At 68.5% G+C, this 24,956-nt stretch carries 19 protein-coding genes, 3 rRNA genes and 2 pseudogenes; 19 read left to right on the top strand and 5 right to left on the bottom strand.

Annotation, left to right across the window (positions count from 1 at the left end):
• The first annotated feature begins 87 nt into the window (after positions 1-87).
• The 3 genes from ACVW19_RS06615 to ACVW19_RS06605 all read left to right on the top strand — a co-directional run bounded on the left by ACVW19_RS06615 (position 88) and on the right by ACVW19_RS06605 (position 2,516).
• Positions 88-885 (top strand): ABC transporter ATP-binding protein, encoded by a 798-nt coding sequence (locus ACVW19_RS06615; protein WP_279336804.1) that lies wholly within the window; start codon positions 88-90, stop codon positions 883-885.
• Positions 886-989: 104 nt separating this feature from the next.
• Positions 990-1,421: an NfeD family protein gene (locus ACVW19_RS06610; protein WP_457457451.1), complete on the top strand. Its 432-nt coding sequence runs from the start codon at positions 990-992 to the stop codon at positions 1,419-1,421.
• 147 nt (positions 1,422-1,568) lie between these two features.
• Positions 1,569-2,516 (top strand): SPFH domain-containing protein, encoded by a 948-nt coding sequence (locus ACVW19_RS06605; RefSeq protein ID WP_457457449.1) that lies wholly within the window; start codon positions 1,569-1,571, stop codon positions 2,514-2,516.
• 139 nt (positions 2,517-2,655) lie between these two features.
• Here ACVW19_RS06605 and ACVW19_RS06600 read toward each other — a convergent pair whose 3' ends face one another.
• The 3 genes from ACVW19_RS06600 to ACVW19_RS06590 form a co-directional block, all read right to left on the bottom strand.
• Complete coding sequence (locus tag ACVW19_RS06600) at positions 2,656-3,162, bottom strand: HNH endonuclease (RefSeq protein ID WP_457457447.1); 507 nt, start codon at positions 3,160-3,162, stop codon at positions 2,656-2,658.
• Between the two features lie 198 nt (positions 3,163-3,360).
• Entirely contained in the window at positions 3,361-3,900 is a 540-nt protein-coding gene (locus ACVW19_RS06595; protein WP_457457445.1) for a YbhB/YbcL family Raf kinase inhibitor-like protein, read from the bottom strand.
• A gap of 41 nt (positions 3,901-3,941) precedes the next feature.
• On the bottom strand, positions 3,942-4,724 hold the full coding sequence (locus ACVW19_RS06590) for a sporulation protein (RefSeq protein WP_457457443.1): 783 nt from the start codon (positions 4,722-4,724) through the stop codon (positions 3,942-3,944).
• 163 nt (positions 4,725-4,887) lie between these two features.
• Here ACVW19_RS06590 and ACVW19_RS06585 point away from each other — a divergent pair.
• The 7 genes and pseudogenes from ACVW19_RS06585 to ACVW19_RS06555 all read left to right on the top strand — a co-directional run.
• Positions 4,888-5,145: pseudogene (locus ACVW19_RS06585) on the top strand (DNA-3-methyladenine glycosylase); the annotation flags it as partial.
• 14 nt (positions 5,146-5,159) lie between these two features.
• A complete protein-coding gene (locus ACVW19_RS06580) occupies positions 5,160-5,771 on the top strand; it encodes a DNA-3-methyladenine glycosylase (protein WP_457457441.1) in 612 nt (203 codons plus the stop codon).
• A gap of 600 nt (positions 5,772-6,371) precedes the next feature.
• Positions 6,372-7,897, top strand: a 16S ribosomal RNA gene (locus ACVW19_RS06575).
• A gap of 301 nt (positions 7,898-8,198) precedes the next feature.
• Positions 8,199-11,320, top strand: a 23S ribosomal RNA gene (locus ACVW19_RS06570).
• 102 nt (positions 11,321-11,422) lie between these two features.
• Positions 11,423-11,539: ribosomal RNA gene (rrf, locus tag ACVW19_RS06565) — 5S ribosomal RNA — on the top strand.
• Together the 16S, 23S and 5S rRNA genes form the textbook arrangement of a ribosomal RNA operon.
• Before the next feature lie 123 nt (positions 11,540-11,662).
• Positions 11,663-12,643, top strand: a pseudogene (locus ACVW19_RS06560) (hypothetical protein); the annotation flags it as partial.
• A 267-nt stretch (positions 12,644-12,910) separates the two neighbouring features.
• A complete protein-coding gene (locus ACVW19_RS06555) occupies positions 12,911-13,663 on the top strand; it encodes a tetratricopeptide repeat protein (protein WP_457464468.1) in 753 nt (250 codons plus the stop codon).
• A 120-nt stretch (positions 13,664-13,783) separates the two neighbouring features.
• On the opposite strand, the gene ACVW19_RS06550 is transcribed toward ACVW19_RS06555, so the two are convergent.
• Positions 13,784-15,070: a DUF1015 family protein gene (locus ACVW19_RS06550; RefSeq protein WP_457457439.1), complete on the bottom strand. Its 1,287-nt coding sequence runs from the start codon at positions 15,068-15,070 to the stop codon at positions 13,784-13,786.
• Positions 15,071-15,141: 71 nt separating this feature from the next.
• Here ACVW19_RS06550 and ACVW19_RS06545 point away from each other — a divergent pair, with 71 nt between their 5' ends.
• The 4 genes from ACVW19_RS06545 (at position 15,142) to ACVW19_RS06530 (ending at position 19,241) form a co-directional block, all read left to right on the top strand.
• Complete coding sequence (locus ACVW19_RS06545) at positions 15,142-16,176, top strand: HAD hydrolase-like protein (RefSeq protein ID WP_457457437.1); 1,035 nt, start codon at positions 15,142-15,144, stop codon at positions 16,174-16,176.
• Positions 16,177-16,246: 70 nt separating this feature from the next.
• Positions 16,247-17,293, top strand: coding sequence for a FecCD family ABC transporter permease (locus ACVW19_RS06540; RefSeq protein WP_457457435.1), 1,047 nt, complete (start codon positions 16,247-16,249; stop codon positions 17,291-17,293).
• A complete protein-coding gene (locus ACVW19_RS06535) occupies positions 17,290-18,327 on the top strand; it encodes a FecCD family ABC transporter permease (RefSeq protein WP_453756816.1) in 1,038 nt (345 codons plus the stop codon). Before ACVW19_RS06540 ends, ACVW19_RS06535 begins: the two co-directional genes overlap by 4 nt.
• On the top strand, positions 18,324-19,241 hold the full coding sequence (locus ACVW19_RS06530) for an ABC transporter ATP-binding protein (RefSeq protein WP_457457433.1): 918 nt from the start codon (positions 18,324-18,326) through the stop codon (positions 19,239-19,241). Before ACVW19_RS06535 ends, ACVW19_RS06530 begins: the two co-directional genes overlap by 4 nt.
• Here the strand turns inward: ACVW19_RS06530 and ACVW19_RS06525 are convergent.
• Positions 19,225-19,572 (bottom strand): SCP2 sterol-binding domain-containing protein, encoded by a 348-nt coding sequence (locus tag ACVW19_RS06525; RefSeq protein WP_457457431.1) that lies wholly within the window; start codon positions 19,570-19,572, stop codon positions 19,225-19,227. The genes ACVW19_RS06530 and ACVW19_RS06525 overlap by 17 nt on opposite strands.
• A gap of 42 nt (positions 19,573-19,614) precedes the next feature.
• On the opposite strand from ACVW19_RS06525, the gene ACVW19_RS06520 reads away from it, so the two are divergent.
• The 5 genes from ACVW19_RS06520 to ACVW19_RS06500 all read left to right on the top strand — a co-directional run bounded on the left by ACVW19_RS06520 (position 19,615) and on the right by ACVW19_RS06500 (position 24,949).
• On the top strand, positions 19,615-19,995 hold the full coding sequence (locus ACVW19_RS06520; RefSeq protein ID WP_457457429.1) for a hypothetical protein: 381 nt from the start codon (positions 19,615-19,617) through the stop codon (positions 19,993-19,995).
• Between the two features lie 7 nt (positions 19,996-20,002).
• Positions 20,003-20,818, top strand: a complete 816-nt coding sequence (locus ACVW19_RS06515; RefSeq protein ID WP_457457427.1) for a TlyA family RNA methyltransferase — start codon at positions 20,003-20,005, stop codon at positions 20,816-20,818.
• Positions 20,815-21,720: an NAD kinase gene (locus ACVW19_RS06510; protein WP_457457425.1), complete on the top strand. Its 906-nt coding sequence runs from the start codon at positions 20,815-20,817 to the stop codon at positions 21,718-21,720. Before ACVW19_RS06515 ends, ACVW19_RS06510 begins: the two co-directional genes overlap by 4 nt.
• 146 nt (positions 21,721-21,866) lie before the next feature.
• Positions 21,867-23,585, top strand: coding sequence for a DNA repair protein RecN (gene recN, locus ACVW19_RS06505; RefSeq protein ID WP_457464466.1), 1,719 nt, complete (start codon positions 21,867-21,869; stop codon positions 23,583-23,585).
• Between the two features lie 227 nt (positions 23,586-23,812).
• Positions 23,813-24,949: a glycosyltransferase family 4 protein gene (locus ACVW19_RS06500; RefSeq protein ID WP_457457423.1), complete on the top strand. Its 1,137-nt coding sequence runs from the start codon at positions 23,813-23,815 to the stop codon at positions 24,947-24,949.
• Positions 24,950-24,956: the final 7 nt, after the last annotated feature.

The raw sequence follows: 24,956 nt of genomic DNA, 5'->3' as shown, positions 1-24,956 counted from the left end.
GGCCGCGTCCACGGGCACGGCGGACCGACCACAGGCGTACGACAGAGCCGAGAACCCGGCCACACTGTAAGGGGAGACAACGCGCTCATGAGCGATGTTCTGGAGCTTCAGGACGTATCCGTGGTCCGCGAGGGCCGGGCTCTGGTGGACCAGGTCTCCTGGTCGGTGAAGGAGGGCGAGCGCTGGGTCATCCTCGGTCCCAACGGCGCCGGGAAGACCACCCTGCTGAATATCGCCTCCAGTTACCTGTTCCCGAGCAAGGGCACCGCCACCATCCTCGGCGAGACCCTCGGCGCCCCCGGCATCGACGTCTTCGAGCTGCGCCCGCGCATCGGCATCGCCGGGAACGGCATGGCCGACAAGCTCCCCAAGAACCAGACGGTCCTGCAGACCGTGCTGACCGCCGCCTACGGAATGACCGCCGGCTGGCAGGAGGAGTACGAGGACATCGACGAACAGCGCGCCCGCGCCTTCCTCGACCGCCTCGGCATGTCCGAATTCGTCGACCGCAGGTTCGGCACCCTCTCCGAGGGTGAGCGCAAGCGCACCCTCATCGCCCGCGCGCTGATGACCGACCCCGAGCTGCTGCTCCTCGACGAGCCCGCCGCCGGCCTCGACCTGGGCGGCCGCGAGGACCTCGTGCGCCGCCTCGGCCGCCTCGCCCGCGACCCGATCGCCCCCTCCATGATCATGGTCACGCACCACGTCGAGGAGATCGCCCCCGGCTTCACCCACGTTCTGATGATCCGCCAGGGCCAGATCCTGGCCGCCGGCCCGCTGGAGCTCGAACTCACCTCCCGCAACCTCTCCCTCTGCTTCGGCCTTCCGCTCGTCGTGGAGCAGGTCGGCGACCGCTGGACCGCGCAGGGCCTCCCGATGGCCTGAACCCGGTCGGCGGGTTCCGCCCACTCAGAAACCGGGCCTGGAAGGCCCTTTCGAATGCCCCGGCGCCCTGTCGGTGACCGGGTGCGCGGTCCTACCATGCCCATGTGGACATCGATGCATGGCTGTGGTGGCTGATTGGCGCGGCGGTACTCGGCATCGCGCTGGTGATCACCGCGATGCCCGAACTCGGCATGCTCGCGGTGGGCGCCGTCGCCGCGGCGGTGGTCTCCGGAATCTTCGGCGGCGGCGCCGTGGTCCAGGTCGTGGTCTTCGCCGTCGTCTCGACCGCCCTCATCGCCGTCGTACGCCCCATCGCGAACAGACAACGCGCACAACGACCCCACCTCGCCAGCGGCGTCGACGCCCTGAAGGGCAAGCAGGCCGTCGTGCTGGAGCGGGTCGACGGCTCCGGCGGCCGGATCAAGCTGGCCGGCGAGATCTGGTCGGCACGTGCCCTCGACGCCTCCCGCGTCTACGAAGTGGGCCAGGAAGTGGACGTCGTGGAGATCGAGGGAGCCACGGCGATCGTCATGTGATCCCGCACGACCGGCTCACACAGGACAACAACTGGGCCGAACGGCCACCGAGTTGCACGACGGTCTGTCAGACTCGACAGCAAGATCCGTAACCGGCACAGGATCTGACGAAAACGCCGAGGCGAAGAAGGGTTCGGGAAACCGACGATGCAACCGATCATCATCGTTCTGATCATCCTGGTGGTGTTGGTCTTCATCGCCCTGATCAAGACGATCCAAGTCATCCCGCAGGCCAGCGCCGCCATCGTCGAGCGCTTCGGCCGCTACACCCGCACACTCAACGCGGGCCTCAACATCGTCGTCCCGTTCATCGACACCATCCGCAACCGGATCGACCTGCGTGAACAGGTCGTCCCGTTCCCGCCGCAGCCGGTGATCACCCAGGACAACCTGGTCGTCAACATCGACACCGTCATCTACTACCAGGTGACCGACGCACGGGCCGCGACCTACGAGGTCGCCAGCTACATCCAGGCGATCGAGCAGCTCACCGTCACCACCCTGCGCAACATCATCGGCGGCATGGACCTCGAGCGCACCCTGACCTCCCGCGAGGAGATCAACGCGGCCCTGCGCGGGGTCCTCGACGAAGCCACCGGCAAGTGGGGCATCCGCGTCAACCGCGTCGAACTCAAGGCGATCGAGCCGCCCACCTCCATCCAGGACTCGATGGAGAAGCAGATGCGCGCCGACCGCGACAAGCGCGCCGCGATCCTCCAGGCCGAAGGTGTCCGGCAGTCCGAGATCCTGCGGGCCGAGGGCGAGAAGCAGTCCCAGATCCTGCGCGCCGAGGGCGAGGCCAAGGCCGCAGCCCTCCGGGCCGAGGGCGAGGCCCAGGCCGTCCGTACGGTCTTCGAGGCGATCCACGCGGGCGACCCCGACCAGAAGCTGCTCTCCTACCAGTACCTCCAGATGCTCCCGAAGATCGCGGAGGGCGACGCCAACAAGCTCTGGATCGTCCCCAGCGAGATCGGCGACGCACTCAAGGGACTCTCCGGCGCCATGGGCAACTTCGGTGGCCTGGGCGGCGGTTCGGGCGGCAACAGCGCCTCCGGCAGCATCCCGGAGCGCCGCGAGAAGCCCTCCATCGACTGACCGCCGCTGCGCATCGAACAGGTCCCCGCACCCCTCCAGGGGTGCGGGGACCTGTTCGATGCGCAGCTCCGCCCCCCCCCGGGTGCGATCAGCCACGAACAACCCGCAGCCGGGAACCCCAAGCCCTACGGCGAAACCCTCACGCCGCGTCCAGCACCAGCCAGTCCGGCAGCGCCTCAAGATCGTCTCTCGCCAGCGCGAGCAACATCGCGTCCGCCGGCGTCGGCTCGAACGGCTGCCGCAGCAGCGGCATCCCCGCCTGCTCCGGAGTCCGGTTCGCCTTGCGGTGGTTGTCCTCCGCGCACGAGGCCACCGTGTTCAGCCAGGTGTCCTGCCCACCGTGCGACCGCGGCACCACGTGGTCGACGGTGGTGGCCCGCCGCCCGCAGTACGCGCACCGGTGCCGGTCCCGCACCAGCACACCCCGCCTCGACCACGGCGCCCGTCTTCGGAACGGCACCCTGACGTATTGGCAGAGCCTGATCACCCGTGGCACCGGTATGTCCACCTCGGCTCCCCGCATCCGCAGTTCGGGGTGGGCCTGCTCGACGACCGCCTTGTCCTGGAGCACCAGAACGACGGCTCGGTTCAGCGTCACCGTCGACAGCGGCTCGAAGCTCGCGTTCAGTACCAGCGTGTCCCGCATACCAGCCCACCTCCCGTGTGCACCGGCCCACCCCTCGGCGGGCTGGGATCAACTCTGGCCGGGCACGCCGGGATGAACAACGCAATATCTGCTGCTTCGACGGGAGGCGACCCCCGCGCCCCCGGCAACAAAAATGCCCGCCCCTGATCAATTCCAAGACCAGGGGCGGGCAAACGTTCCGTGAACGCCGGGATCGGCTCAGGAGCCGGCGGGCACCTCGTACTCACCGATCAGCTGGGCCCGCGCGAGCGTGTGGAACCGCAGATTGAAGCCCACCACGGCAGGGGACGCGTCCGAGTCCGGACCGAGCTTCTCCTGATCCACGGCGTACACCGTGAACACATACCGGTGCGGCCCGTCCCCGGGAGGCGGCGCGGCCCCGCCGAAGTCCTTGGTGCCGTAGTCGTTGCGCGCCTGAATCGCGCCCTCGGGCAGTCCCTCGAACCCGCCGCTGCCCGCGCCGGCCGGCAGCTCGGTCACCGAGACCGGGATGTCGAATGCCACCCAGTGCCAGAACCCGCTGCCCGTCGGGGCATCCGGGTCGTAGCAGGTCACGGCGAAGCTCCTGGTCTCCGGCGGGAAGCCCGACCAGCGCAGCTGCGGCGACGTGTTGCCGCCCGCCCGCACCTGGGCGTCCGGGAGCGTCGCGCCCTCCTCGACGTCCTCGCTCGTCACCGTGAACGACGGCACGGGCGGGTGGAAGTCATGGGGGAGCGGACGCCGCTCGAGCTCGGTCACCTCGGTACCTCCTGATCGATTGCGTTCAGTCGGAGGCGAGCCTAGAACCAGTTGCGCTTGCTGCCGACCTCCGACAGCCACTGGTTGAGGTACGCCGCCCAGTCCGTGCCCTGGTAGTCGTTCAGCCCCACCTTGAACGACCGGAACGTGTCGCTGCCCTCGCTGAACAGACCGGGCTTCTTGTCCATCTCCAGCACGACGTCCATCGCCTGCTCGTCGGCCACGAAGGTCAGCTCGACCTGGTGCAGCCCCCGGTACTGCTGCGGCGGGAAGAACTCGATCTCCTGGTAGAACGGCAGCCGCTGACGCGTCCCCCGGACATGCCCGCGCTCCATGTCCGCGCTCTTGAACCGGAAGCCCAACTGGATGAACGCGTCCAGGATCGCCTTCTGCGCCGGCAGCGGGTGCACATTGATCGGGTCCAGGTCACCCGAGTCCACGGCCCGCGCGATCGCCAGCTCCGTGGTCACACCGATGTTCATCCCGCGCAGCGACTGCCCGTCGATCATCGTGATCGGCGTCTCCCACGGGATCTCCAGCCCGAACGGCACCGCGTGCACCGCGCCCGCCTGGAGCTCGAAGGCGCCGCCGAGCCGCGACTTGGTGAACTCGATGTTCTGCTTGTACTCCTCGTCGCCGCTCTCCACCTCGACCTTGGCCTGCAGCCCGACCGACAGACCTTCGATCTGCTGGTTCACGGACCCGCCCTGGATGCGAACCTCACCCTGGACGACCCCACCCGGAACGACGTTGTCCTCGTGCAGCACCGTCTCGACCGAAGCCCCGCCGGCTCCCAGGCTCGCGAGCAGCTTCTTGAACGCCATGTCTCTCCCCTTGTCGTCCTCTATCGCGTCGTTGCCACGCGTGGACCTTCGATCCCTAACAACGCGATCCGGCCCTGGCCGGTTCCGTGTCCGTCACCCTTGCAAGCACGGCGTCCGGTGACCACCCCATGGCAGCACCCTGGCAGGAGTACGCTCGGACGCCATGATCGCGACCCCTGACCGTACGCCCCTGCTCAGGAAGTTCTTCGACCGCCCTGTCCTCGAGGTCGCCCTCGACCTGCTCGGCCGAATCGTCGCGCGTACCACCCCGGACGGTCCGATCGCCCTCCGCCTGACCGAGGTCGAGGCCTACGACGGCTCCAACGATCCCGGTTCCCACGTCTACCGGGGACGCGCCTCTCGCAACGGTGTGATGTCCGGTCCCCCCGGCCACGTATACGTCTACTCCACCTACGGCATGCCAAGGCGGTCGGCATGAACGTTGTGGATCTCGCTCACCCCGCTGAAGAAGTCGCCCCCGAGCTGCTCGGTGCCGTCCTCACCCACGAGACCCACGAGGGGACCGTGAGCATCACCATCACGGAGACCGAGGCGTACTCCGGTGCGGCCGACCCCGCCTCCCACGCCTACCGAGGCAGGACACCCCGCAACGCCGTCATGTTCGGGGCCGCGGGACATCTGTACGTCTACCGGTCTCACGGTCTCCACTGGTGCGCCAACATCGTCACCGGAACAGACGGCACCGCCTCGGCCGTCCTCATCCGCGCGGGCAGGGTTATCGAAGGGGAAGACCTGGCACGCAAGCGGCGAGGGGCGAAGATCGAGAGCCCACGCCTTGCGCGCGGTCCGGGGAACTTCTGCCAGGCGCTCGGCATCACGGCAGAGCACAACGGCACAGACCTGCTGACAGGCGCCTCGGTCGTGCTGTCCGAGGGCGAGCCGGTACCCGCCGCACTCATCCGGGTCGGCCCTCGGGTGGGTGTGAGCAGAGCCCATGACTGGCAGCATCGCTTCTACCTCGCCGGTGATCCATCAGTCTCGGCGTACCGACTGAGCCCGAGGGCCAAGCAGTCCGGCGGAGCCTGAGCCGCTGTGCGCCGCGCCGGCGAGCCGACGGTGAGCCCGTACCGGGCCCATGTCCCGAAGCGTTGACGAAGTTGACTCCCCCCTGGAAGACGCGTAACGTGGCCCGAGCCGCTGAACCGGGTACGGCAATCGCCTGCAGCCGGAGCGGCCAACCCACTACTCAAGATCGCCCCTCATCGGGGTCGAATTCGTCATGCTCGCATGCCTGAATTTCGAACCCGGAAGCCCGATTATGAATCGAGCGGGGGAATCGGCTAACGTAGTGAATGTCGAAAGGCCGACGAGCGAAAGCCCTGAAGCCGACGGTACGTCCCGCCGACCGGGAATCAGGACCGAAAGAGTCTGATAGAGTCGGAAACGCAGGACCGAAGGGAAGCGCCCGGAGGAAAACCCGCGAGGGTGAGTACAAAGGAAGCGACCGTTCCTTGAGAACTCAACAGCGTGCCAAAAATCAACGCCAGATATGTTGATACCCCGTCTCCGGCCCCCAGGGCCGGGACGAGGTTCCTTTGAAAAAACACAGCGAGGACGCTGTGAACCGCCGGATCATTCCTCCGGCGGTTCCGCTCCCGTGTGTGTCACCGGGACACCCCGGAAGCATTCACGGAGAGTTTGATCCTGGCTCAGGACGAACGCTGGCGGCGTGCTTAACACATGCAAGTCGAACGATGAACCACCTCGGTGGGGATTAGTGGCGAACGGGTGAGTAACACGTGGGCAATCTGCCCCTCACTTCGGGACAAGCCCTGGAAACGGGGTCTAATACCGGATGACACCCCCGCCCGCATGGGCGGGGGTTGAAAGCTCCGGCGGTGAGGGATGAGCCCGCGGCCTATCAGCTGGTTGGTGAGGTAACGGCTCACCAAGGCGACGACGGGTAGCCGGCCTGAGAGGGCGACCGGCCACACTGGGACTGAGACACGGCCCAGACTCCTACGGGAGGCAGCAGTGGGGAATATTGCACAATGGGCGCAAGCCTGATGCAGCGACGCCGCGTGAGGGACGACGGCCTTCGGGTTGTAAACCTCTTTCAGCAGGGAAGAAGCGCAAGTGACGGTACCTGCAGAAGAAGCGCCGGCTAACTACGTGCCAGCAGCCGCGGTAATACGTAGGGCGCGAGCGTTGTCCGGAATTATTGGGCGTAAAGAGCTCGTAGGCGGCCTGTCGCGTCAATTGTGAAAGCCCGGGGCTCAACCCCGGGTCTGCAGTCGATACGGGCAGGCTAGAGTTCGGTAGGGGAGATCGGAATTCCTGGTGTAGCGGTGAAATGCGCAGATATCAGGAGGAACACCGGTGGCGAAGGCGGATCTCTGGGCCGACACTGACGCTGAGGAGCGAAAGCGTGGGGAGCGAACAGGATTAGATACCCTGGTAGTCCACGCCGTAAACGGTGGGAACTAGGTGTTGGCGACATTCCACGTCGTCGGTGCCGCAGCTAACGCATTAAGTTCCCCGCCTGGGGAGTACGGCCGCAAGGCTAAAACTCAAAGGAATTGACGGGGGCCCGCACAAGCGGCGGAGCATGTGGCTTAATTCGACGCAACGCGAAGAACCTTACCAAGGCTTGACATACACCGGAAACGCCCGGAGACGGGCGCCCCCTTGTGGTCGGTGTACAGGTGGTGCATGGCTGTCGTCAGCTCGTGTCGTGAGATGTTGGGTTAAGTCCCGCAACGAGCGCAACCCTTGTCCTGTGTTGCCAGCAGGCCCCTCGGGGTGCTGGGGACTCACGGGAGACCGCCGGGGTCAACTCGGAGGAAGGTGGGGACGACGTCAAGTCATCATGCCCCTTATGTCTTGGGCTGCACACGTGCTACAATGGCCGGTACAATGAGCTGCGATACCGCAAGGTGGAGCGAATCTCAAAAAGCCGGTCTCAGTTCGGATTGGGGTCTGCAACTCGACCCCATGAAGTCGGAGTCGCTAGTAATCGCAGATCAGCATCGCTGCGGTGAATACGTTCCCGGGCCTTGTACACACCGCCCGTCACGTCACGAAAGTCGGTAACACCCGAAGCCGGTGGCCCAACCCCTCGTGGGAGGGAGCCGTCGAAGGTGGGACTGGCGATTGGGACGAAGTCGTAACAAGGTAGCCGTACCGGAAGGTGCGGCTGGATCACCTCCTTTCTAAGGAGCACTTCTCACCCGGACCTGTCCGGGTCAGGGGCCAGAACACCGGCGCACGTCCGGTGCTGGTTGCTCATGGGTGGAACGTTGATTATTCGGCACGGTCCAGGACGGACCAGGCGCTAGTACTGCCCCTCGGGGCGTGGAACGCTGATCTGGTCGGCCGGCCGTGTCGGGCACGCTGTTGGGTGTCTGAGGGAACGAACCCTCAGTTGCCGGCCCCGGTACAGCACCGCGCACGCGGTGCGTGACGGGTGGTCGGTCGTTGTTTGAGAACTGCACAGTGGACGCGAGCATCTGTGGCCAAGTTTTTAAGGGCGCACGGTGGATGCCTTGGCACCAGGAACCGATGAAGGACGTGGGAGGCCACGATAGGCCCCGGGGAGCCGTCAACCAGGCTGTGATCCGGGGGTGTCCGAATGGGGAAACCCGGCAGTCGTCATGGGCTGTCACCCACTGCTGAACACATAGGCAGTGCGGAGGGAACGCGGGGAAGTGAAACATCTCAGTACCCGCAGGAAGAGAAAACAACCGTGATTCCGGGAGTAGTGGCGAGCGAAACCGGATGAGGCCAAACCGCATGCGTGCAAGACCCGGCAGGGGTTGCGCATGCGGGGTTGTGGGATCTCTCGGTCATGGTCTGCCGGCCATGAGACGAGTCAGAAACCGCTGGCGTAGACGAAGGACATGCGAAAGGTCCGGCGCAGAGGGTAAGACCCCCGTAGTCGAAACGTCAGCGGCTCGTTGGAGAGACACCCAAGTAGCACGGGGCCCGAGAAATCCCGTGTGAATCCGGCGGGACCACCCGCCAAGCCTAAATATTCCCTGGTGACCGATAGCGGACAGTACCGTGAGGGAATGGTGAAAAGTACCGCGGGAGCGGAGTGAAATAGTACCTGAAACCGTGTGCCTACAAGCCGTGGGAGCGTCGCGCGGGGATTCGTCCCCGCGTCGTGACTGCGTGCCTTTTGAAGAATGAGCCTGCGAGTTTGCGGTGTGTTGCGAGGTTAACCCGGGTGGGGAAGCCGTAGCGAAAGCGAGTCCGAACAGGGCGCCCCAGTAGCACGCTCAAGACCCGAAGCGGAGTGATCTAGCCATGGGCAGGTTGAAGCGGAGGTAAGACTTCGTGGAGGACCGAACCCACCAGGGTTGAAAACCTGGGGGATGACCTGTGGTTAGGGGTGAAAGGCCAATCAAACTCCGTGATAGCTGGTTCTCCCCGAAATGCATTTAGGTGCAGCGTCGCGTGTTTCTTGCCGGAGGTAGAGCACTGGATAGGCGATGGGCCCTACCGGGTTACTGACCTTAGCCAAACTCCGAATGCCGGTAAGTGAGAGCGCGGCAGTGAGACCGTGGGGGATAAGCTCCATGGTCGAGAGGGAAACAGCCCAGAGCATCGACTAAGGCCCCCAAGCGTACGCTAAGTGGGAAAGGATGTGGAGTCGCACAGACAACCAGGAGGTTGGCTTAGAAGCAGCCATCCTTGAAAGAGTGCGTAATAGCTCACTGGTCTAGTGATTCCGCGCCGACAATGTAGCGGGGCTCAAGCGTACCGCCGAAGTCGTGTCATTGCGATATGTGCCCCCAACGGGGATCGTGATGGGTAGGGGAGCGTCGTGTGCCGGGTGAAGCAGCCGCGGAAGCGAGTTGTGGACGGTTCACGAGTGAGAATGCAGGCATGAGTAGCGATACACACGTGAGAAACGTGTGCGCCGATTGACCAAGGGTTCCTGGGTCAAGCTGATCTGCCCAGGGTAAGTCGGGACCTAAGGCGAGGCCGACAGGCGTAGTCGATGGACAACCGGTTGATATTCCGGTACCCGCTGTGAAGCGACAGACATCGAACCAGGCGATGCTAAGTCCGTGAAGCCGCCCCGGATCCTTCGGGTGAAGGGGAGTGGTGGAGCCGACGGACCAGACCTGCAGTAGGTGAGTGATGGGGTGACGCAGGAAGGCAGTCCAGCCCGGGCGGTGGTTGTCCCGGGGTAAGGGTGTAGGACGTCAGGCAGGCAAATCCGTCTGACACGTAGTCTGAGACCCGATGCCGAGCCGATTGTGGTGAAGTGGACGATCCTATGCTGTCGAGAAAAGCCTCTAGCGAGTTTCATGGCGGCCCGTACCCCAAACCGACTCAGGTGGTCAGGTAGAGAATACCGAGGCGTTCGGGTGAACTATGGTTAAGGAACTCGGCAAAATGCCCCCGTAACTTCGGGAGAAGGGGGGCCATCACCGGTGATCCGATTTACTCGGTGAGCTGGGGGTGGCCGCAGAGACCAGCGAGAAGCGACTGTTTACTAAAAACACAGGTCCGTGCGAAGCCGTAAGGCGAGGTATACGGACTGACGCCTGCCCGGTGCTGGAACGTTAAGGGGACCGGTCAGTCACTCTTCGGGGTGGCGAAGCTGAGAACTTAAGCGCCAGTAAACGGCGGTGGTAACTATAACCATCCTAAGGTAGCGAAATTCCTTGTCGGGTAAGTTCCGACCTGCACGAATGGCGTAACGACTTCTCGACTGTCTCAACCATAGGCCCGGTGAAATTGCACTACGAGTAAAGATGCTCGTTTCGCGCAGCAGGACGGAAAGACCCCGGGACCTTTACTACAGTTTGATATTGGTGTTCGGTTCGGCTTGTGTAGGATAGCTGGGAGACCGTGAAGCCGCCACGCCAGTGGTGGTGGAGTCGTCGTTGAAATACCAGTCTGGTCGTGCTGGATGTCTAACCTGGGTCCGTGATCCGGATCAGGGACAGTGTCTGATGGGTAGTTTAACTGGGGCGGTTGCCTCCTAAAGGGTAACGGAGGCGCCCAAAGGTTCCCTCAGCCTGGTTGGCAATCAGGTGGTGAGTGTAAGTGCACAAGGGAGCTTGACTGTGAGACCGACGGGTCGAGCAGGGACGAAAGTCGGGACTAGTGATCCGGCGGTGGCTTGTGGAAGCGCCGTCGCTCAACGGATAAAAGGTACCCCGGGGATAACAGGCTGATCTTCCCCAAGAGTCCATATCGACGGGATGGTTTGGCACCTCGATGTCGGCTCGTCGCATCCTGGGGCTGGAGTCGGTCCCAAGGGTTGGGCTGTTCGCCCATTAAAGCGGTACGCGAGCTGGGTTTAGAACGTCGTGAGACAGTTCGGTCCCTATCCGCTGCGCGCGCAGGAGTCTTGAGAAGGGCTGTCCCTAGTACGAGAGGACCGGGACGGACGAACCTCTGGTGTGCCAGTTGTTCTGCCAAGGGCATGGCTGGTTGGCTACGTTCGGGAGGGATAACCGCTGAAAGCATCTAAGCGGGAAGCCTGCTTCGAGATGAGGGCTCCCACCCACTTGATGGGGTAAGGCTCCCAGTAGACGACTGGGTTGATAGGCCGGATATGGAAGCGCCGTAAGGTGTGGAGTTGACCGGTACTAATAGGCCGAGGGCTTGTCCTCAGTTGCTCGCGTCCACTGTGTAAGTTCTGAGACAACGACCGTTGTCGGCTTTGAGCGGAACACAATAGAAGAGTGTGCTTGTTCGCTCGAAACCATTAGGGTTTCGGTGGTCATAGCGTAGGGGAAACGCCCGGTCACATTCCGAACCCGGAAGCTAAGCCTTACAGCGCCGATGGTACTGCAGGGGGGACCCTGTGGGAGAGTAGGACGCCGCCGAACAATCTTTGGAAGGACCCTTGGTCCCAGCGTTCAGCTGGGACCAAGGGTCCTTTTTTATTTCTGGAGCGCACCGGGGGTCCGGCTGCGCGAGAATGTTTGCGGTACCGAAGACAGGAGTCACCCATGTCCACCAACTCTCCCGACGATCGACCGGAGCGCGACCAGCGGCGACGGGACAGTGGTGACCGTTCGGACCGTGGCGGTCAGCGAGGAGGCCCGCGTCGGTCCGGTGACCATGACCGCAGGGACGGAGACCGCGACCGCGGGTTCCGTCGGGACGACCGTGGTGGCAGCCGGCCGGAGCGCGGTGGTTTCCGAGGCCGTGACGACAACCGTGGTGGCGAGCGCGGTGGTTACCGCAGTCGGGACGACCGCAGCGACGACCGCCGTGGTGGTGAACGCGAGCGTTCCGGCTTCCGCCGCGACGACGACCGGGGTTACGGGCGCCGGGATGACCGGCGTGATGACCGCCGGGATGACCGGCGTGACGACCGTGGTGAGCGGGGTGCTTACCGAGGCCGCGACGACCGTGGTGGTGACCGGGGCCGCGAGGACAGCCGTGGTGGTGACCGGGGTTACGGTCGGCGCGACGACAGCCGTGGCGGCGAGCGGGGCGGTTTCCGCGGGCGTGACGATCGTGGCGGCTTCCGCCGTGACGACCGTGGTGACCGCGATCGTGGTGGTTTCCGTCGTGACGACCGTGGTGGTGACCGGGGCCGCGACGACCGTGGTGGTGACCGGGGCCGCGAGGACCGTGGTGGTGACCGGGGCCGCGAGGACAGCCGTGGTGGTGACCGGGGTTACGGTCGGCGCGACGACAGCCGTGGCGGCGAGCGGGGCGGTTTCCGCGGGCGTGACGATCGTGGCGGCTTCCGCCGTGACGACCGTGACGACCGCGATCGTGGCGGCTTCCGCCGTGACGACCGTGGTGACCGTGATCGTGGTGGTTTCCGTCGCGATGACAGTCGTGGTGGTGAGCGGGGCGGTTTCCGAGGCCGTGACGACAACCGTGGCGGTGAACGCGAGCGTTCCGGCTTCCGCCGCGACGACGACCGGGGTTACGGGCGCCGGGATGACCGGCGTGACGACCGCCGGGATGACCGGCGTGACGATCGTGGTGACCGGGGTGCTTACCGGGGCCGCGAGGACAGCCGCGGTGCCGACCGGGGCTACGGTCGGCGCGACGACAGCCGTGGCGGCGAGCGGGGCGGCTTCCGGAGTCGCGAGGACCGTGGCCGCGACGACCGTGGGCGTGGGCCGCGCCGGGATGACCGGGGTGGGCGACCGGGTGGGTTCCGCGGGCGCGACGACCGGCACGGAGGCGGCCGGTTCCATGAGGAGCGCGACCGGGACCGCGAGCCCATCAAGCGGCTGCCGATCCCCGAGGACGTCACGGGCGAGGAGATCGACAAGGACGTACGGCAGGAGCTGCAGAGCCTGCCCAAGACCCTCGCGGACGATGTCGCCAAGAACCTGGTGATGGTCGCCCGGCTGATCGACGAGGACCCCGAGGGCGCTTACGGCTACTCCAAGGTGGCTCTGCGGCTGGCGTCGCGTGTCGCCGCTGTACGGGAAGCCGCCGGCTTCGCCGCTTACGCCAACCAGAAGTACTCCGAGGCGCTTGCCGAGTTCCGGGCGGCGCGGCGGATGACCGGGACCGCGGAGCTGTGGCCTCTCATGGCCGACTGCGAGCGTGGGATCGGGCGACCGGAGAAGGCACTGGACATGGCCGGTGCTCCCGAAGTGCAGAAGCTCGACAAGGCCGGGCAGGTCGAGATGCGGCTCGTCGCGGCCGGCGCTCGGCGTGACATGGGGCAGCTGGACGCCGCCATCGTGACGCTGCAGAGCTCCGAGCTCGCGTCCCACTCCGTGCAGCCGTGGACCGCGCGGCTGAGGTACGCGTACGCTGATGCGCTTCTCGCCGCCGGACGGGCCGGCGAGGCACGGGAGTGGTTCGCGAAGGCCGTGGAGGCCGACCGGGACGGCAGCACGGACGCTTCGGACCGGCTGGCCGAACTGGACGGCGTGGAGTTCACGGACGCGCTCGACGACGAGAGTGACGACATCGACGCCGACTCCGACGCCTCGGAGGGCAAGGACGAGAGCGAAGCCGACAAGGATTGACGGATCGCGCCTGTGACGCAGGACGAAGGGGTGGGATTTCCGGTTCCCTTGACCGGGAATCCCACCCCTTCCCGTTTCCCCCTTCCCCCCTTTCCCCCTTTCTGTTTCCCGAGCCACCCGTCAGAACGCGCGCAGCACCAGCCCCGACGCCGGCTTGGGCCCGAAGGACGTCGACTTGCGGGGCATCGTCACGCCCTGGCGGGCGAGGTCGCGGACGACTTCCTCACGGACCGGGTGCAGCAGTACCGCCGTACCGCCGTCGCGTTCCGCCTTCTCGACGGTCGCGGCAGTGTCGTGGATGTAGGCGATATGGGCCGGGGAGTCCTCGGGGATGCGCCACACCTGCTTCAGGAGCGTGGAATGCAGGACCGTGGCGTCCAGGGTGCGCCAGGCCGCCGGGCGGTCGCCGGGGACGGTGCGGGCCAGCAGATCAGGGTCCGGGCGGTCGACGAGGTGGAAGGTGCCGTCACCGGCCAGCAGGAAGGCGTTGCCCGTGCCGGCCGCCTCGGCCAGTACCTCCAGGGCGTCCGGCAACGGGGCGTCCACGCGGCGGACCCGGAACAGGCCGTGCAGGGCGGCCAGCGCGTCCGCGACGGGCAGGCCGTGCAGCAGGCGATGGATCGCACGGACACGCAGCGGGTACCGGGCCGTGTCGACCAGGAGCACCAGGCCGTCGTCCCAGGGACTGGGGGAGGGGTGCTCCGAGCGGAGCCGGCGGTAGGTCGCCCAGCGGTGGTGGCCGTCGGCGATGAGGGCCTGCTGGCCGGCCAGGTCGGTCCGGACCGTGGCCAGGTCGGCGGGGTCGGTGAGGGACCAGAGCCGGTGACAGAAGCCGTCCTCGGTGGTGGTCGCGAGGAGGGGAGAGGTCTTGGCCGTGCGCTCGATCAGGTTGGCGGTGGCATCGGTCGAACCGTCGCCGGGATAGCTCAGCAACAGGGGCTCGAGGTTCGCGGACGTGGCCAGCATCAGGGCCGCGCGGTCGGCGACGATGTGCGGCATGACGTCCTCGTGCGGCAGGACCAGCCGTTCGTCGGGGTCCGAGACGCGCAGGGTGCCGATGATCCCGCGTTGCAGCAGGCCGTCGCCGTCGCGTTGTTCGTAGACGTACAGGCAGGGTTCGGGGTCCGCGGTCAGGACGCCTTCGGCGCGCCAGCGGTTCAGGGTGTCGGCGGCCTGGACGTTGCGGGCCTCGGGGGTGTCGGCCTCGGGCAGGATCAGCCGGACGATGTTGTAGGGGTCGGCGGACTGCAGGTGATGCAGCCCGTCGGGGCGGACGACGACGTCGTACGGCGGGGATGTCACGGCGGCCAGGCTGCCGACCCGGTCGGGATCGTAGCGAAGGCCCTGGAACGGGGTGAGTTCCAGGCCTCGGCGCGCTTTTGCTTCCGAGGGACCTGCAGTCTTCATCAGGGCATCGTACGGGGCCGGTGGCATGAGGGATGATCGGGGGAAAGCCGTCGAACGAGGAGCGATGCGGAATGAGCCGGAGCGTCAGGACGAGGCCCGGGGGCAGTGGGCAGGCCCTGAGCGAGGCGTACGACACGGCGCTGCTCGACCTCGACGGTGTGGTGTACGCGGGCGGGGAGGCGATCGTCCATGCGGTCGACTCGCTGGCCACGGCTCGCGAGGGAGGCATGCACCTGGCGTACGTGACGAACAACGCCCTGCGCACTCCGGACACGGTGGCCGCGCATCTGACGGAGCTGGGGATACCGACGGACGCCGGAGACGTGATCACATCGGCGCAGGCGGTCGCGCGGCTGATCAGCGAGCAGGTGCCGCAGGGGGCCAGGGTGCTGGTGATCGGCGGCGAGGGCCTGCGGGTGGCGCTGGGTGAGCGCGGCCTGGTGCCGGTGGACTCGGCGGACGACGATCCGGTCGCGGTGGCCCAGGGGTACGGCGGGCCCGACTTCCCGTGGGGCCGGTTCGGGGAGGCGAGTTACGCGATCGCGCGCGGGGTGCCGTGGTTCGCGTCCAACACGGATCTGACGATCCCCAGCGGGCGGGGCATCGCCCCGGGCAACGGCGCGGCGGTGGAGGTCGTACGGATCGCCACGGGCGCCGAGCCGCAGGTGGCGGGCAAGCCGCTGCCGCCGATGCACCGGGAGACGATTCTGCGCACGGGCGCCGAACGGCCCCTGGTGGTGGGGGACCGGCTGGACACGGACATCGAGGGCGCGTTCAACGGCGGGGTGGATTCGCTGCTGGTGCTGACCGGGGTGACCGACGGGGCGCAGCTGCTGGCCGCGCCGCCCCAGCACCGGCCGACCTACGTCGACGCCGACCTGCGCGGGATGCTCACCGGGCAGCCGGAAGTGACCGTGGCGGACGGCGACGGCGGATTCCGGTGCGGCGGCTGGACGGCGGCAGCGGACGGCGGGGCCCTGGCGTTGGACGGGGACGGTGCCGCTCTGGACGGGCTGCGGGCGTTGTGCGCGGCGGCGTGGACAGCGGCGGGCGACGGCGTGTGCGCGTTGGACGGAGCGAAGGCGCTGGCCCGGCTGGGTTTGTGAGGCACCCTCGACTCAGAACCTCAGAACCTCAGGATCGTGATCGCTTGGGAGGGTAGGCTAACCTAACTGCGTGTTGGTCGACAGTCCTCCCGAACCGCGCGCGGACATTTCTCCCGCGCCCCCGAACCGCCGGGCGATGCTACGCGTCCTCGGTCTGTTCCTCTCCGCCGCGATCCTGGTGGTCATCGCCCTGGCGAGTATCGCGATCGGGGCGAAGGACCTGTCCCTGGACCAGGTCTGGCACGGCTTGTTCGAGGAATCGGGCACCTACGGTGACGTCGTCGTCGCCGACCGGCTGTCACGGACCCTGCTCGGCGCGCTGGCCGGCGCCGCGCTCGGCCTGGCGGGGGCGGTGCTGCAGGCGCTCACCCGCAATCCGCTCGCCGATCCGGGACTGCTCGGCATCAACGCGGGTGCGTCGGCGGCGGTCGTCACGGCCATCACCTTCTTCGGCGTCACGTCGCTGTCGGGCTATGTGTGGTTCGCGTTCTGCGGGGCGGCCGGGGTCGGGGCCCTGGTGTGGTTCCTCGGCGGCAGCCGGGGCGCGACCCCGGTGCGCCTGGTGCTGGCCGGCACCGCGATCACCGCGGCGCTGTACGGCTACCTCCAGGCGGTGATGATCCTGGACCAGGCGGCCCTGGGGAGGATGCGCTTCTGGACGGTCGGGTCGCTGTCCTCGGCGAGCGGCTCGGTCATCCGGCAGGTACTGCCGTTCCTGCTGGTCGGTTTCGTGCTGGCGCTGCTGCTCGCCCGGCCGCTGAACGCCATGGCCATGGGTGACGACACCGCCAGGGCCCTCGGCGCCAACCTGAACCGCACGCGGGCGCTGGCCATGCTCGCCGCGACCGTGCTGTGCGGGGCCGCGACGGCCGCCTGCGGGCCGATCGTCTTCGTGGGTCTGATGGTGCCGCACGTCGTGCGCTCGTTCACCGGACCCGACCTGCGCTGGATCCTGCCGTACGCGGCGGTCCTGTCGCCGGTGCTGCTGCTCGGAGCCGACGTCCTCGGCCGTGTGCTGGCCCGGCCCGCGGAACTCCAGGTCGGCATCGTCACCGCGATCATCGGCGGCCCGGTCTTCATCTTTCTCGTACGACGGCGGAGGACGGCCCAGCTGTGAAGACCAACCGTGCTGTGCGGACGCCGGGCGGCCTCTCGTTCCGGGTGGACGTGCGGGCCCTCGTCGTCGCCGTCCTGCTCCTGCTCGTGGCGCTCACCGCGAGCGTGGTGCTGATCGGCACCGGCGACTTCCCGATCCCGGCTGCCGACGTGATCCGGACCCTGCTGGGCGAGGGCGACCCGGGCCAGGAGTTCATCGTCACCGAACTGCGGCTGCCCCGGGTGCTGGTCGGACTGCTGGTCGGCGTCTCGCTCGGGCTCGGCGGTGCGCTGTTCCAGTCCATCTCCCGCAACCCCTTGGGCAGTCCGGACGTCCTCGGCCTCGGCCAGGGAGCCACGGCCGGCGCACTCGTGATGATCGTGCTGTTCTCCGGGACCGCCAACCAGGTCGCCGTCGGTGCGCTGATCGGTGGACTGGTGACCGGGTTCGCCATCTATGTGCTCGCCTGGAAGCGGGGCGTGCACGGATACCGGCTGGTCCTGGTCGGTATCGGTGTCTCCGCGATCGTCACCGCGGTCAACGGCTATCTGCTCACCAAGTCCGACATCGTCGACGCGGCCCGTGCGGTGGTGTGGATGACCGGCTCCCTCGACGGCCGTGACTGGGACCAGGTCTGGCCCCTGCTCGCGCTGTGCGTCATCCTCGTGCCGCTGGTCCTCGCCAACTCCCGCGGGCTCAGGATGATGGAGATGGGCGACGACATCTCGTACGCCCTCGGGGTCCGGGTGGAGCGCGTACGGCTGCTGCTGATGCTCTCCGCCGTACTGCTCACCGCGTCCGCGACCGCCGCCTCCGGGCCGGTCGGCTTCGTCGCGCTCACCGCGCCGCAGCTCGCCCGGCGCCTGACCCGTTCGCCCGGTCCCAACCTGGTGGCGTCGATGTGCATGGGCGCCGCCCTGCTGGTGAGCGCCGACTGGATCTCGCAGCGGGCCTTCGGCGCCGAGCAGTTGCCCGTGGGGGTGGTCACCGGGGTACTCGGCGGCGTCTACCTGCTGTGGCTGCTGGTCACCGAGCGCAAGGCGGGCCGGATATGAGCACCGGGAGCGCCAGGAACCCCACCACCGCCGGCGGCGGACGGAACAACCGAAGGAGCACCGTGAACCGACTGTCCGCCGAGGACGTCACCCTCGCCTACGACCAGCGTGTCATCGCCGAGCAGTTGTCGGTGGAGATACCGGACAACTCCTTCACCGTGATCGTCGGCCCGAACGCCTGCGGCAAGTCGACGCTCCTGCGGGCGCTCTCGCGGATGCTGAAGCCCACTCAGGGACGGGTGCTGCTGGACGGCCAGGTCATCCAGTCGATGCCCGCGAAGAAGGTCGCCCGCACCCTCGGACTGCTGCCCCAGTCGTCCATCGCGCCCGACGGGATCACCGTCGCCGACCTGGTGGGCCGGGGCCGGTACCCGCATCAGGGCATCCTGCGCCAGTGGTCGGCCGAGGACGAGCGGGTCGTCCAGGAGTCGATGGCCCGGACCGGCATCGCGGACCTCGGCGAACGCCATGTCGACGAACTCTCCGGCGGACAGCGCCAGCGCGTGTGGATTGCCATGGCGCTCGCCCAGGAGACCCCGCTGCTGCTCCTCGACGAGCCGACGACCTACCTGGACATCCAGCACCAGATCGACGTGCTCGACCTGTGCGCGGAACTGCACGAGGAGCAGGGACGCACCCTCGTCGCCGTCCTGCACGACCTCAACCACGCCGCCCGGTACGCCACCCACCTCATCGCCCTGCGCGGGGGAAAGGTCATCGCGCAGGGTGCGCCGAAGGAGATCGTCACCGCCGGGCTGGTCGAGCAGGTCTTCGGACTGAGCTGCCAGGTCATCGACGACCCCGAGACGGGCACGCCGCTGATCGTGCCGGCGGCCCGCAAGGCGCGCGTCGCAGCCGGCACCAGGCGGGTCGCGGGCCGGCAGGAGAAGGTGGGCGCTAGAGAAGCTTCCTGAGGTGGAACAGGTCGCGCAGACCCGCCTCCAGTCTCACCCGGCCCGAGGCCCAGGCCCTGGCGAAGTGCAGTTCGCCGTCGACCAGGGCCAGCAGGTCCTCCCCCTTCGTGGCGAGCCTGAGCTGGGCCTTCTCGCGCGGAGGGCCCTCAAGGGTGTCGTGCACCTCGATCCGCCCGCCGGTGAGGCGGCCGACGAAGGTCACGTCCAGGTCGGTGATGTGGCAGCTGACGGAGCGGTCCATCGCCGCCGCCGCACGGACGTCGCCCTCGGCGTGCTGCATGTTGTCCGAAAATCTGGTGAGCGCGGCGCGGCACTCCTCGATCGTGGCCATCGCGGACGACGGTACCCCAGTGGTTCGCGGTAGCGTCGGAGCATGAACGACGCAGTACCCCGGCCGGGGAGCGCGCAGCAGCCGCCCCCGCAGGCGGAGCAGGCCGCACCACCGGCCGAGGACACCACACCCCGCACCGCGCCCGAGTACGCCCCCGCCGCCCCCGCACCCCTGAACGTGCCCCGTACCCCCACCGGCGACGCCGAGGTGGACGCGCGGCTGGAGCGGCTGGCCGACGCCGACCACCTCACCACGGACGGCCATGTCGAGGTGTACGAAGATGTGCACCGGGGGTTGCGCGACGCGCTCACCGAGCTCGACGCCCGCCCGGGGCCTCCGGCTCCCACCCGTCACCCGACCACCACCCCTCACCGGGGCCCCTCGGGTCACGAGTCCCATTCGCCGCACCGACAGGGGAGCTGAACCGAACGTGGCAGGAGTCGCACGCCGCCGTCTCGACGCGGAGCTGGTCCGCCGGAAGCTCGCGCGCTCGCGTGAACACGCGGGCCAGCTGATCGCCGCCGGGCGGGTCAGCGTCGGCAAGACCGTCGCGACCAAACCCGCCACGCAGGTGGAGACCGCCGCCGCGATCCTCGTCGCCGAGGACGCCGGAGACCCGGACTACGTGTCACGCGGCGGCCACAAGCTCGCCGGCGCCCTCGAGGCCTTCATGCCCGGAGGGCTGGTCGTCGAGGGGCGGCGGGCGCTGGACGCCGGCGCCTCGACCGGGGGCTTCACCGACGTCCTGCTGCGGGCCGGGGCCGCGCACGTGGTCGCCGTGGACGTCGGATACGGACAACTCGCGTGGTCTCTCCGCAACGATGAACGCGTCACCGTCAAGGACCGTACGAACGTACGGGAGTTGACGCTTGAAGCAATCGATGGGGAGCCTGTGGATCTTGTCGTGGGGGATCTTTCCTTCATCCCGCTCGGGCTGGTCCTGCCCGCCCTGACACGGTGCGCGCGGCCGGACGCCGATCTGGTGATGATGGTCAAGCCGCAGTTCGAGGTGGGCAAGGAGCGGCTGGGCAGCGGCGGAGTCGTACGCAGTCCGCAACTGCGCGCCGACGCCGTGCGGGGGGTGGCCGCCAAGGCCTGGGAGCTGGGACTGGGAGCGAAGGGCGTGACGGCGAGTCCGCTGCCCGGACCCTCGGGGAATGTCGAATACTTTCTGTGGCTGCGGGCCGGGGCTCCGGAACTGGACCCGGCCGACGTTGACCGTGCAGTGGCGGAGGGGCCGCGTTGACACCGAATCGAGTTCGTACCGTTTTCCTGCTCGCCCACACCGGCCGCCCCGCGGCCATCCGCAGCGCGGAGCTCGTGGTCAAGGGGCTGCTGCGTTCCGGGCTCGGCGTGCGGGTGCTGGAGGCCGAGGCACAGGACCTGCCGCTGCCGGACGAGGTGGAGACCGTCAAGGAGGCCACGCCCGAGTGCCTCGACGGCTGCGAACTGCTGATCGTGCTGGGCGGTGACGGCACGCTGCTGCGTGGCGCGGAGTTCGCCCGCGCCTCGGGGGTGCCGATGCTCGGCGTGAACCTCGGCAGCGTCGGATTCCTCGCCGAGGCCGAGCGGGACGACCTCGACAAGGTCGTCGACCGGGTGGTGAGCAAGGCGTACGAGGTCGAGGAACGGATGACCGTCGATGTCGTCGTGCACCGGAACGGCACCATCGTGCACACGGACTGGGCGCTGAACGAGGCAGCCGTGCAGAAGGTGTCCGCCGAGCGGATGCTGGAGGTCGTGCTGGAGATCGACGGGCGGCCGGTGACCGGATTCGGCTGCGACGGGATCGTGTGCGCCACCCCGACCGGATCCACCGCGTACGCGTTCTCCGCGGGCGGGCCCGTGGTGTGGCCGGAGGTCGAGGCGCTGCTGATGGTGCCGATCAGCGCGCACGCGCTGTTCGCCAAGCCACTGGTGACCTCGCCGGACTCGGTGCTGGCCGTGGAGGTCCTGCCGCACGTTCCGCCGGGTGTGCTCTGGTGCGACGGACGGCGGACCCTGGAGCTGCCGCCCGGGGCGCGGGTCGAGGTGCGGCGCGGCGCGGTACCGGTACGACTGGCCCGGCTGCATCACGCCTCGTTCACGGACCGGCTGGTCGCGAAGTTCGCCCTGCCGGTCTCGGGGTGGCGGGGGGCTCCGCACTAGGGCGTGCCCTGAGGCGGTGCGTGGCCGGACCCGCCGGGGAGCGGTTCCCACTCACGGGTGACGGCCTGCCACGATCCCGGACGGCCGGGGGGCGGCGTCGCACAGCACGAGGAAAACCTCGTAAGGTCTGGGACGTGTTGGAGGAGATGCGGATACGGTCGCTCGGAGTCATCGACGACGCCGTGGTCGAGCTGTCACCAGGTTTCACCGCCGTCACCGGTGAGACGGGCGCGGGCAAGACCATGGTGGTCACCAGCCTCGGGCTGCTGCTGGGCGGAAGGGCGGACGCGGCCCTGGTGCGGATCGGCGCCAGAAACGCGGTCGTCGAAGGGCGGATCGCCGTGCCCGAGGACGCCGCGGCCGTCGCACGCGCGGGGGAGGCCGGGGCCGAGCTCGACGACGGAGCGCTGCTGATCAGCCGCACCGTTTCCGCCGAGGGGCGCTCACGGGCGCACCTGGGCGGGCGGAGCGTGCCCGTGGGGCTGCTCGCCGAACTCGCCGACGACCTGGTGGCCGTGCACGGGCAGACCGACCAGCAGGGGCTGCTGAAGCAGTCCCGGCAGCGGCAGGCGCTCGACCGGTACGCGGGCGACGCGGTCGCCGGTCCGCTCGCCAAGTACACCGGGGCGTACAAGCGGCTGCGGGCCGTCGCCGCGGAGCTCGAACAGATCACCACCCGCGCGCGTGAGCGGGCCCAGGAGGCCGACATGCTGCGCTTCGGGCTCGACGAGATCGCCGCCGTGGAGCCCCGCGCCGGTGAGGACGCGGAGCTGGCCGAGGAGGCCGAGCGGCTCGGTCACGCCGAGGCCCTGGCATCCGCCGCGCACGCCGCGCACACCGCCCTCGCCGGTAACCCGGAGGACCCCGAGGGCGTCGACGCCGGAACGCTCGTCGCGGGCGCCCAGCGGGCCCTGGAGGCCGTCCGGGCGCACGATCCCGCGCTGGCCGATCTCACCGACCGGATCGGTGAGATCGGCATCCTGCTGCGTGACGTGGCCGGGGAGCTCGCCGGGTACGCCGAGGACCTGGACGCCGACCCGCTGCGGCTGGCGGCCGTCGAGGAGCGGCGGGCCGCGCTCACCGGGCTGACCCGCAAGTACGGCGAGGACGTCGCCGCCGTACTGGCCTGGGCCGAGCAGAGCGCCGCGCGGCTCACGGAACTGGACGGTGACGACGAGCGGATCGAGGAACTCACCGCCGAGCGGGACGGCCTGCGCGCCGAACTGGGCGGGCTGGCGCAGGCGCTGTCGGAGGTACGGACCGAGGCCGCGGAGCGGTTCGCGGCGGCCGTCACCGCGGAGCTGGCGTCCCTCGCCATGCCGCACGCGCGCGTGTCGTTCGACATCCGGCAGACGGACGACCCGGACGGTGTCGAGGTCGGCGGGCGCACCGTCGCCCACGGGCCCTCGGGTGTGGACGAGGTCGAGCTGCTGCTGGCCCCGCACCCCGGGGCGCCGCCCCGGCCCATCGCCAAGGGCGCGTCCGGCGGTGAGCTGTCGCGCGTGATGCTGGCCGTGGAGGTCGTGTTCGCCGGGACGGACCCGGTGCCGACGTATCTGTTCGACGAGGTCGACGCCGGTGTCGGCGGCAAGGCGGCCGTCGAGATCGGACGGCGGCTCGCCAAACTGGCGAAGAGCGCGCAGGTCGTGGTCGTCACGCATCTGCCGCAGGTGGCCGCGTTCGCCGACCGGCAGCTGCTGGTGGCGAAGACCGACGACGGGTCGGTCACCCGGTCCGGCGTGAAGGTGCTCGAAGGGGAGGAACGGATCCGGGAACTGTCCCGGATGCTGGCCGGCCAGGAGAACTCCGAAACGGCCCGTGCCCACGCGGAGGAACTCCTGGCGACAGCCCGCGCGGAGGGCTAGCCGTCGTACCTCCCGGCGCCTCGGCCGACGGGAGGTTCTTCCGCACTCGTGTGGGTGAAATTTCTGTCCGGTCCGGTGCAGGCGGGCGCTCCCGTCGTTGCCGCGATCCCCGTGCGCCCTGGCATGCTTGGCGGAGCACGCGTGAAAGACCGTGCGGTACACCCTCTCCGCACGGTCCTTCTGTACGTTCTTCGGGACCATCCGACCCGAACCAGGAGCTCGGCCACGTGACCCCCGTGAGCAGCCACTCACCGCACGGCCAGTCGCCGCTGCGCACCGTGCAGGTGCTGGGCGGTGGCAACGCCGCCACCAGCGCCCATGTGCGCTCACTGGCGGCGGGGCTCGTCGCACGGGGCGTGCGGGTCACGGTGTGCGCCCCCGCCGAGGCGGAGCACACCCACGACTTCACGGGCGTCGGCGCCGGCCATGTGCACGTCCCGCGCAGCAGCGACCCCGGCTCGGTGGCCGCCCTGCGGACGGCCTGTGCGAACGCCGACCTGGTGCACGCGCACGGCCTGCACGCCTCCTTCCGGACCGTGCTCGCCCTCAGCGGCCGGCACACCCCGCTGATCGTCACCTGGCACGACCGGGCGCCCGCCGACGGCGCCCGCGCGCACTTCCTGCGGCTGCTGGAGCGGAGGGTCGTCAAGGCGGCCACCGTGGTGCTCGGAACCACCTCCGCCCTGGTCGACCGGGCCCGCCGGACCGGAGCGCGGGACGCGCGGCTGGCGGCCGCCGCCTTCCCCGCGCCCCGCACGGCCGAGGAGCCGGAGGATTCCGACGGGGCGCGGCCCAAACTGCGTGCCGAACTCGGCGCCGTCGGTCGCCCCTTACTGGTCGCGGTCGGCTCCCTCGAACGGCGCCGTGGCCACCACACCCTGCTGGACGCCACGCACGGGTGGCGCCGCCTCGACCCCGTGCCGCTGGTCGTCGTCGCGGGGGAGGGCCCGCTGCGCGGTGAACTCCAACGGCGGATCGCGGACGAGGAACTGCCGGTCCGGCTCGTCGGACGACGCGACGACGTCACCGAGTTGCTCGAGGCCGCGGATCTCGCGCTGCTGCCGAGCCGGTGGGAGGGGCGCTCCGCGCTCGCCCAGCAGGCCCTCCACGCGCGCGTGCCGCTCGTCGCGACCAGGGCCGGCGGCATGCCCGAACTCGTCGGCGACGCCGCCGAACTCGTTCCCCCCGGCAACGCGCGTGCGCTCGCCGACGCCGTCGTACGGCTGCTGGGCGACCCGGGGCGCCGGGAGGAACTCAGGGCCAGGGCCACCCGGCAGGCGGCCGGGTGGCCGACGGAGGACGAGGCGGTGGCCCAGGTGCTCAGTGTCTACGACGAGTTGACGCAGCACCGCCCGTTGATCTGACGTCACC

Source organism: Streptomyces sp. TE5632 (genome assembly GCF_054061295.1).
This window is presented reverse-complemented; position numbering and strand designations above follow the sequence as displayed.

Excerpts from the sequence above, each read along its gene's own strand:
- ACVW19_RS06615 (WP_279336804.1), top strand. The coding sequence starts at position 88 with ATGAGCGATGTTCTGGAGCTTCAGGACGTATCCGTGGTCCGCGAGGGC.
- ACVW19_RS06605 (WP_457457449.1), top strand. The coding sequence starts at position 1,569 with ATGCAACCGATCATCATCGTTCTGATCATCCTGGTGGTGTTGGTCTTC.
- ACVW19_RS06600 (WP_457457447.1), bottom strand. The coding sequence starts at position 3,162 with ATGCGGGACACGCTGGTACTGAACGCGAGCTTCGAGCCGCTGTCGACG.
- ACVW19_RS06590 (WP_457457443.1), bottom strand. The coding sequence starts at position 4,724 with ATGGCGTTCAAGAAGCTGCTCGCGAGCCTGGGAGCCGGCGGGGCTTCG.
- ACVW19_RS06580 (WP_457457441.1), top strand. The coding sequence starts at position 5,160 with ATGAACGTTGTGGATCTCGCTCACCCCGCTGAAGAAGTCGCCCCCGAG.
- ACVW19_RS06550 (WP_457457439.1), bottom strand. The coding sequence starts at position 15,070 with ATGAAGACTGCAGGTCCCTCGGAAGCAAAAGCGCGCCGAGGCCTGGAA.
- ACVW19_RS06545 (WP_457457437.1), top strand. The coding sequence starts at position 15,142 with ATGAGCCGGAGCGTCAGGACGAGGCCCGGGGGCAGTGGGCAGGCCCTG.
- ACVW19_RS06530 (WP_457457433.1), top strand. The coding sequence starts at position 18,324 with ATGAGCACCGGGAGCGCCAGGAACCCCACCACCGCCGGCGGCGGACGG.
- ACVW19_RS06525 (WP_457457431.1), bottom strand. The coding sequence starts at position 19,572 with ATGGCCACGATCGAGGAGTGCCGCGCCGCGCTCACCAGATTTTCGGAC.
- ACVW19_RS06520 (WP_457457429.1), top strand. The coding sequence starts at position 19,615 with ATGAACGACGCAGTACCCCGGCCGGGGAGCGCGCAGCAGCCGCCCCCG.
- recN (WP_457464466.1), top strand. The coding sequence starts at position 21,867 with ATGCGGATACGGTCGCTCGGAGTCATCGACGACGCCGTGGTCGAGCTG.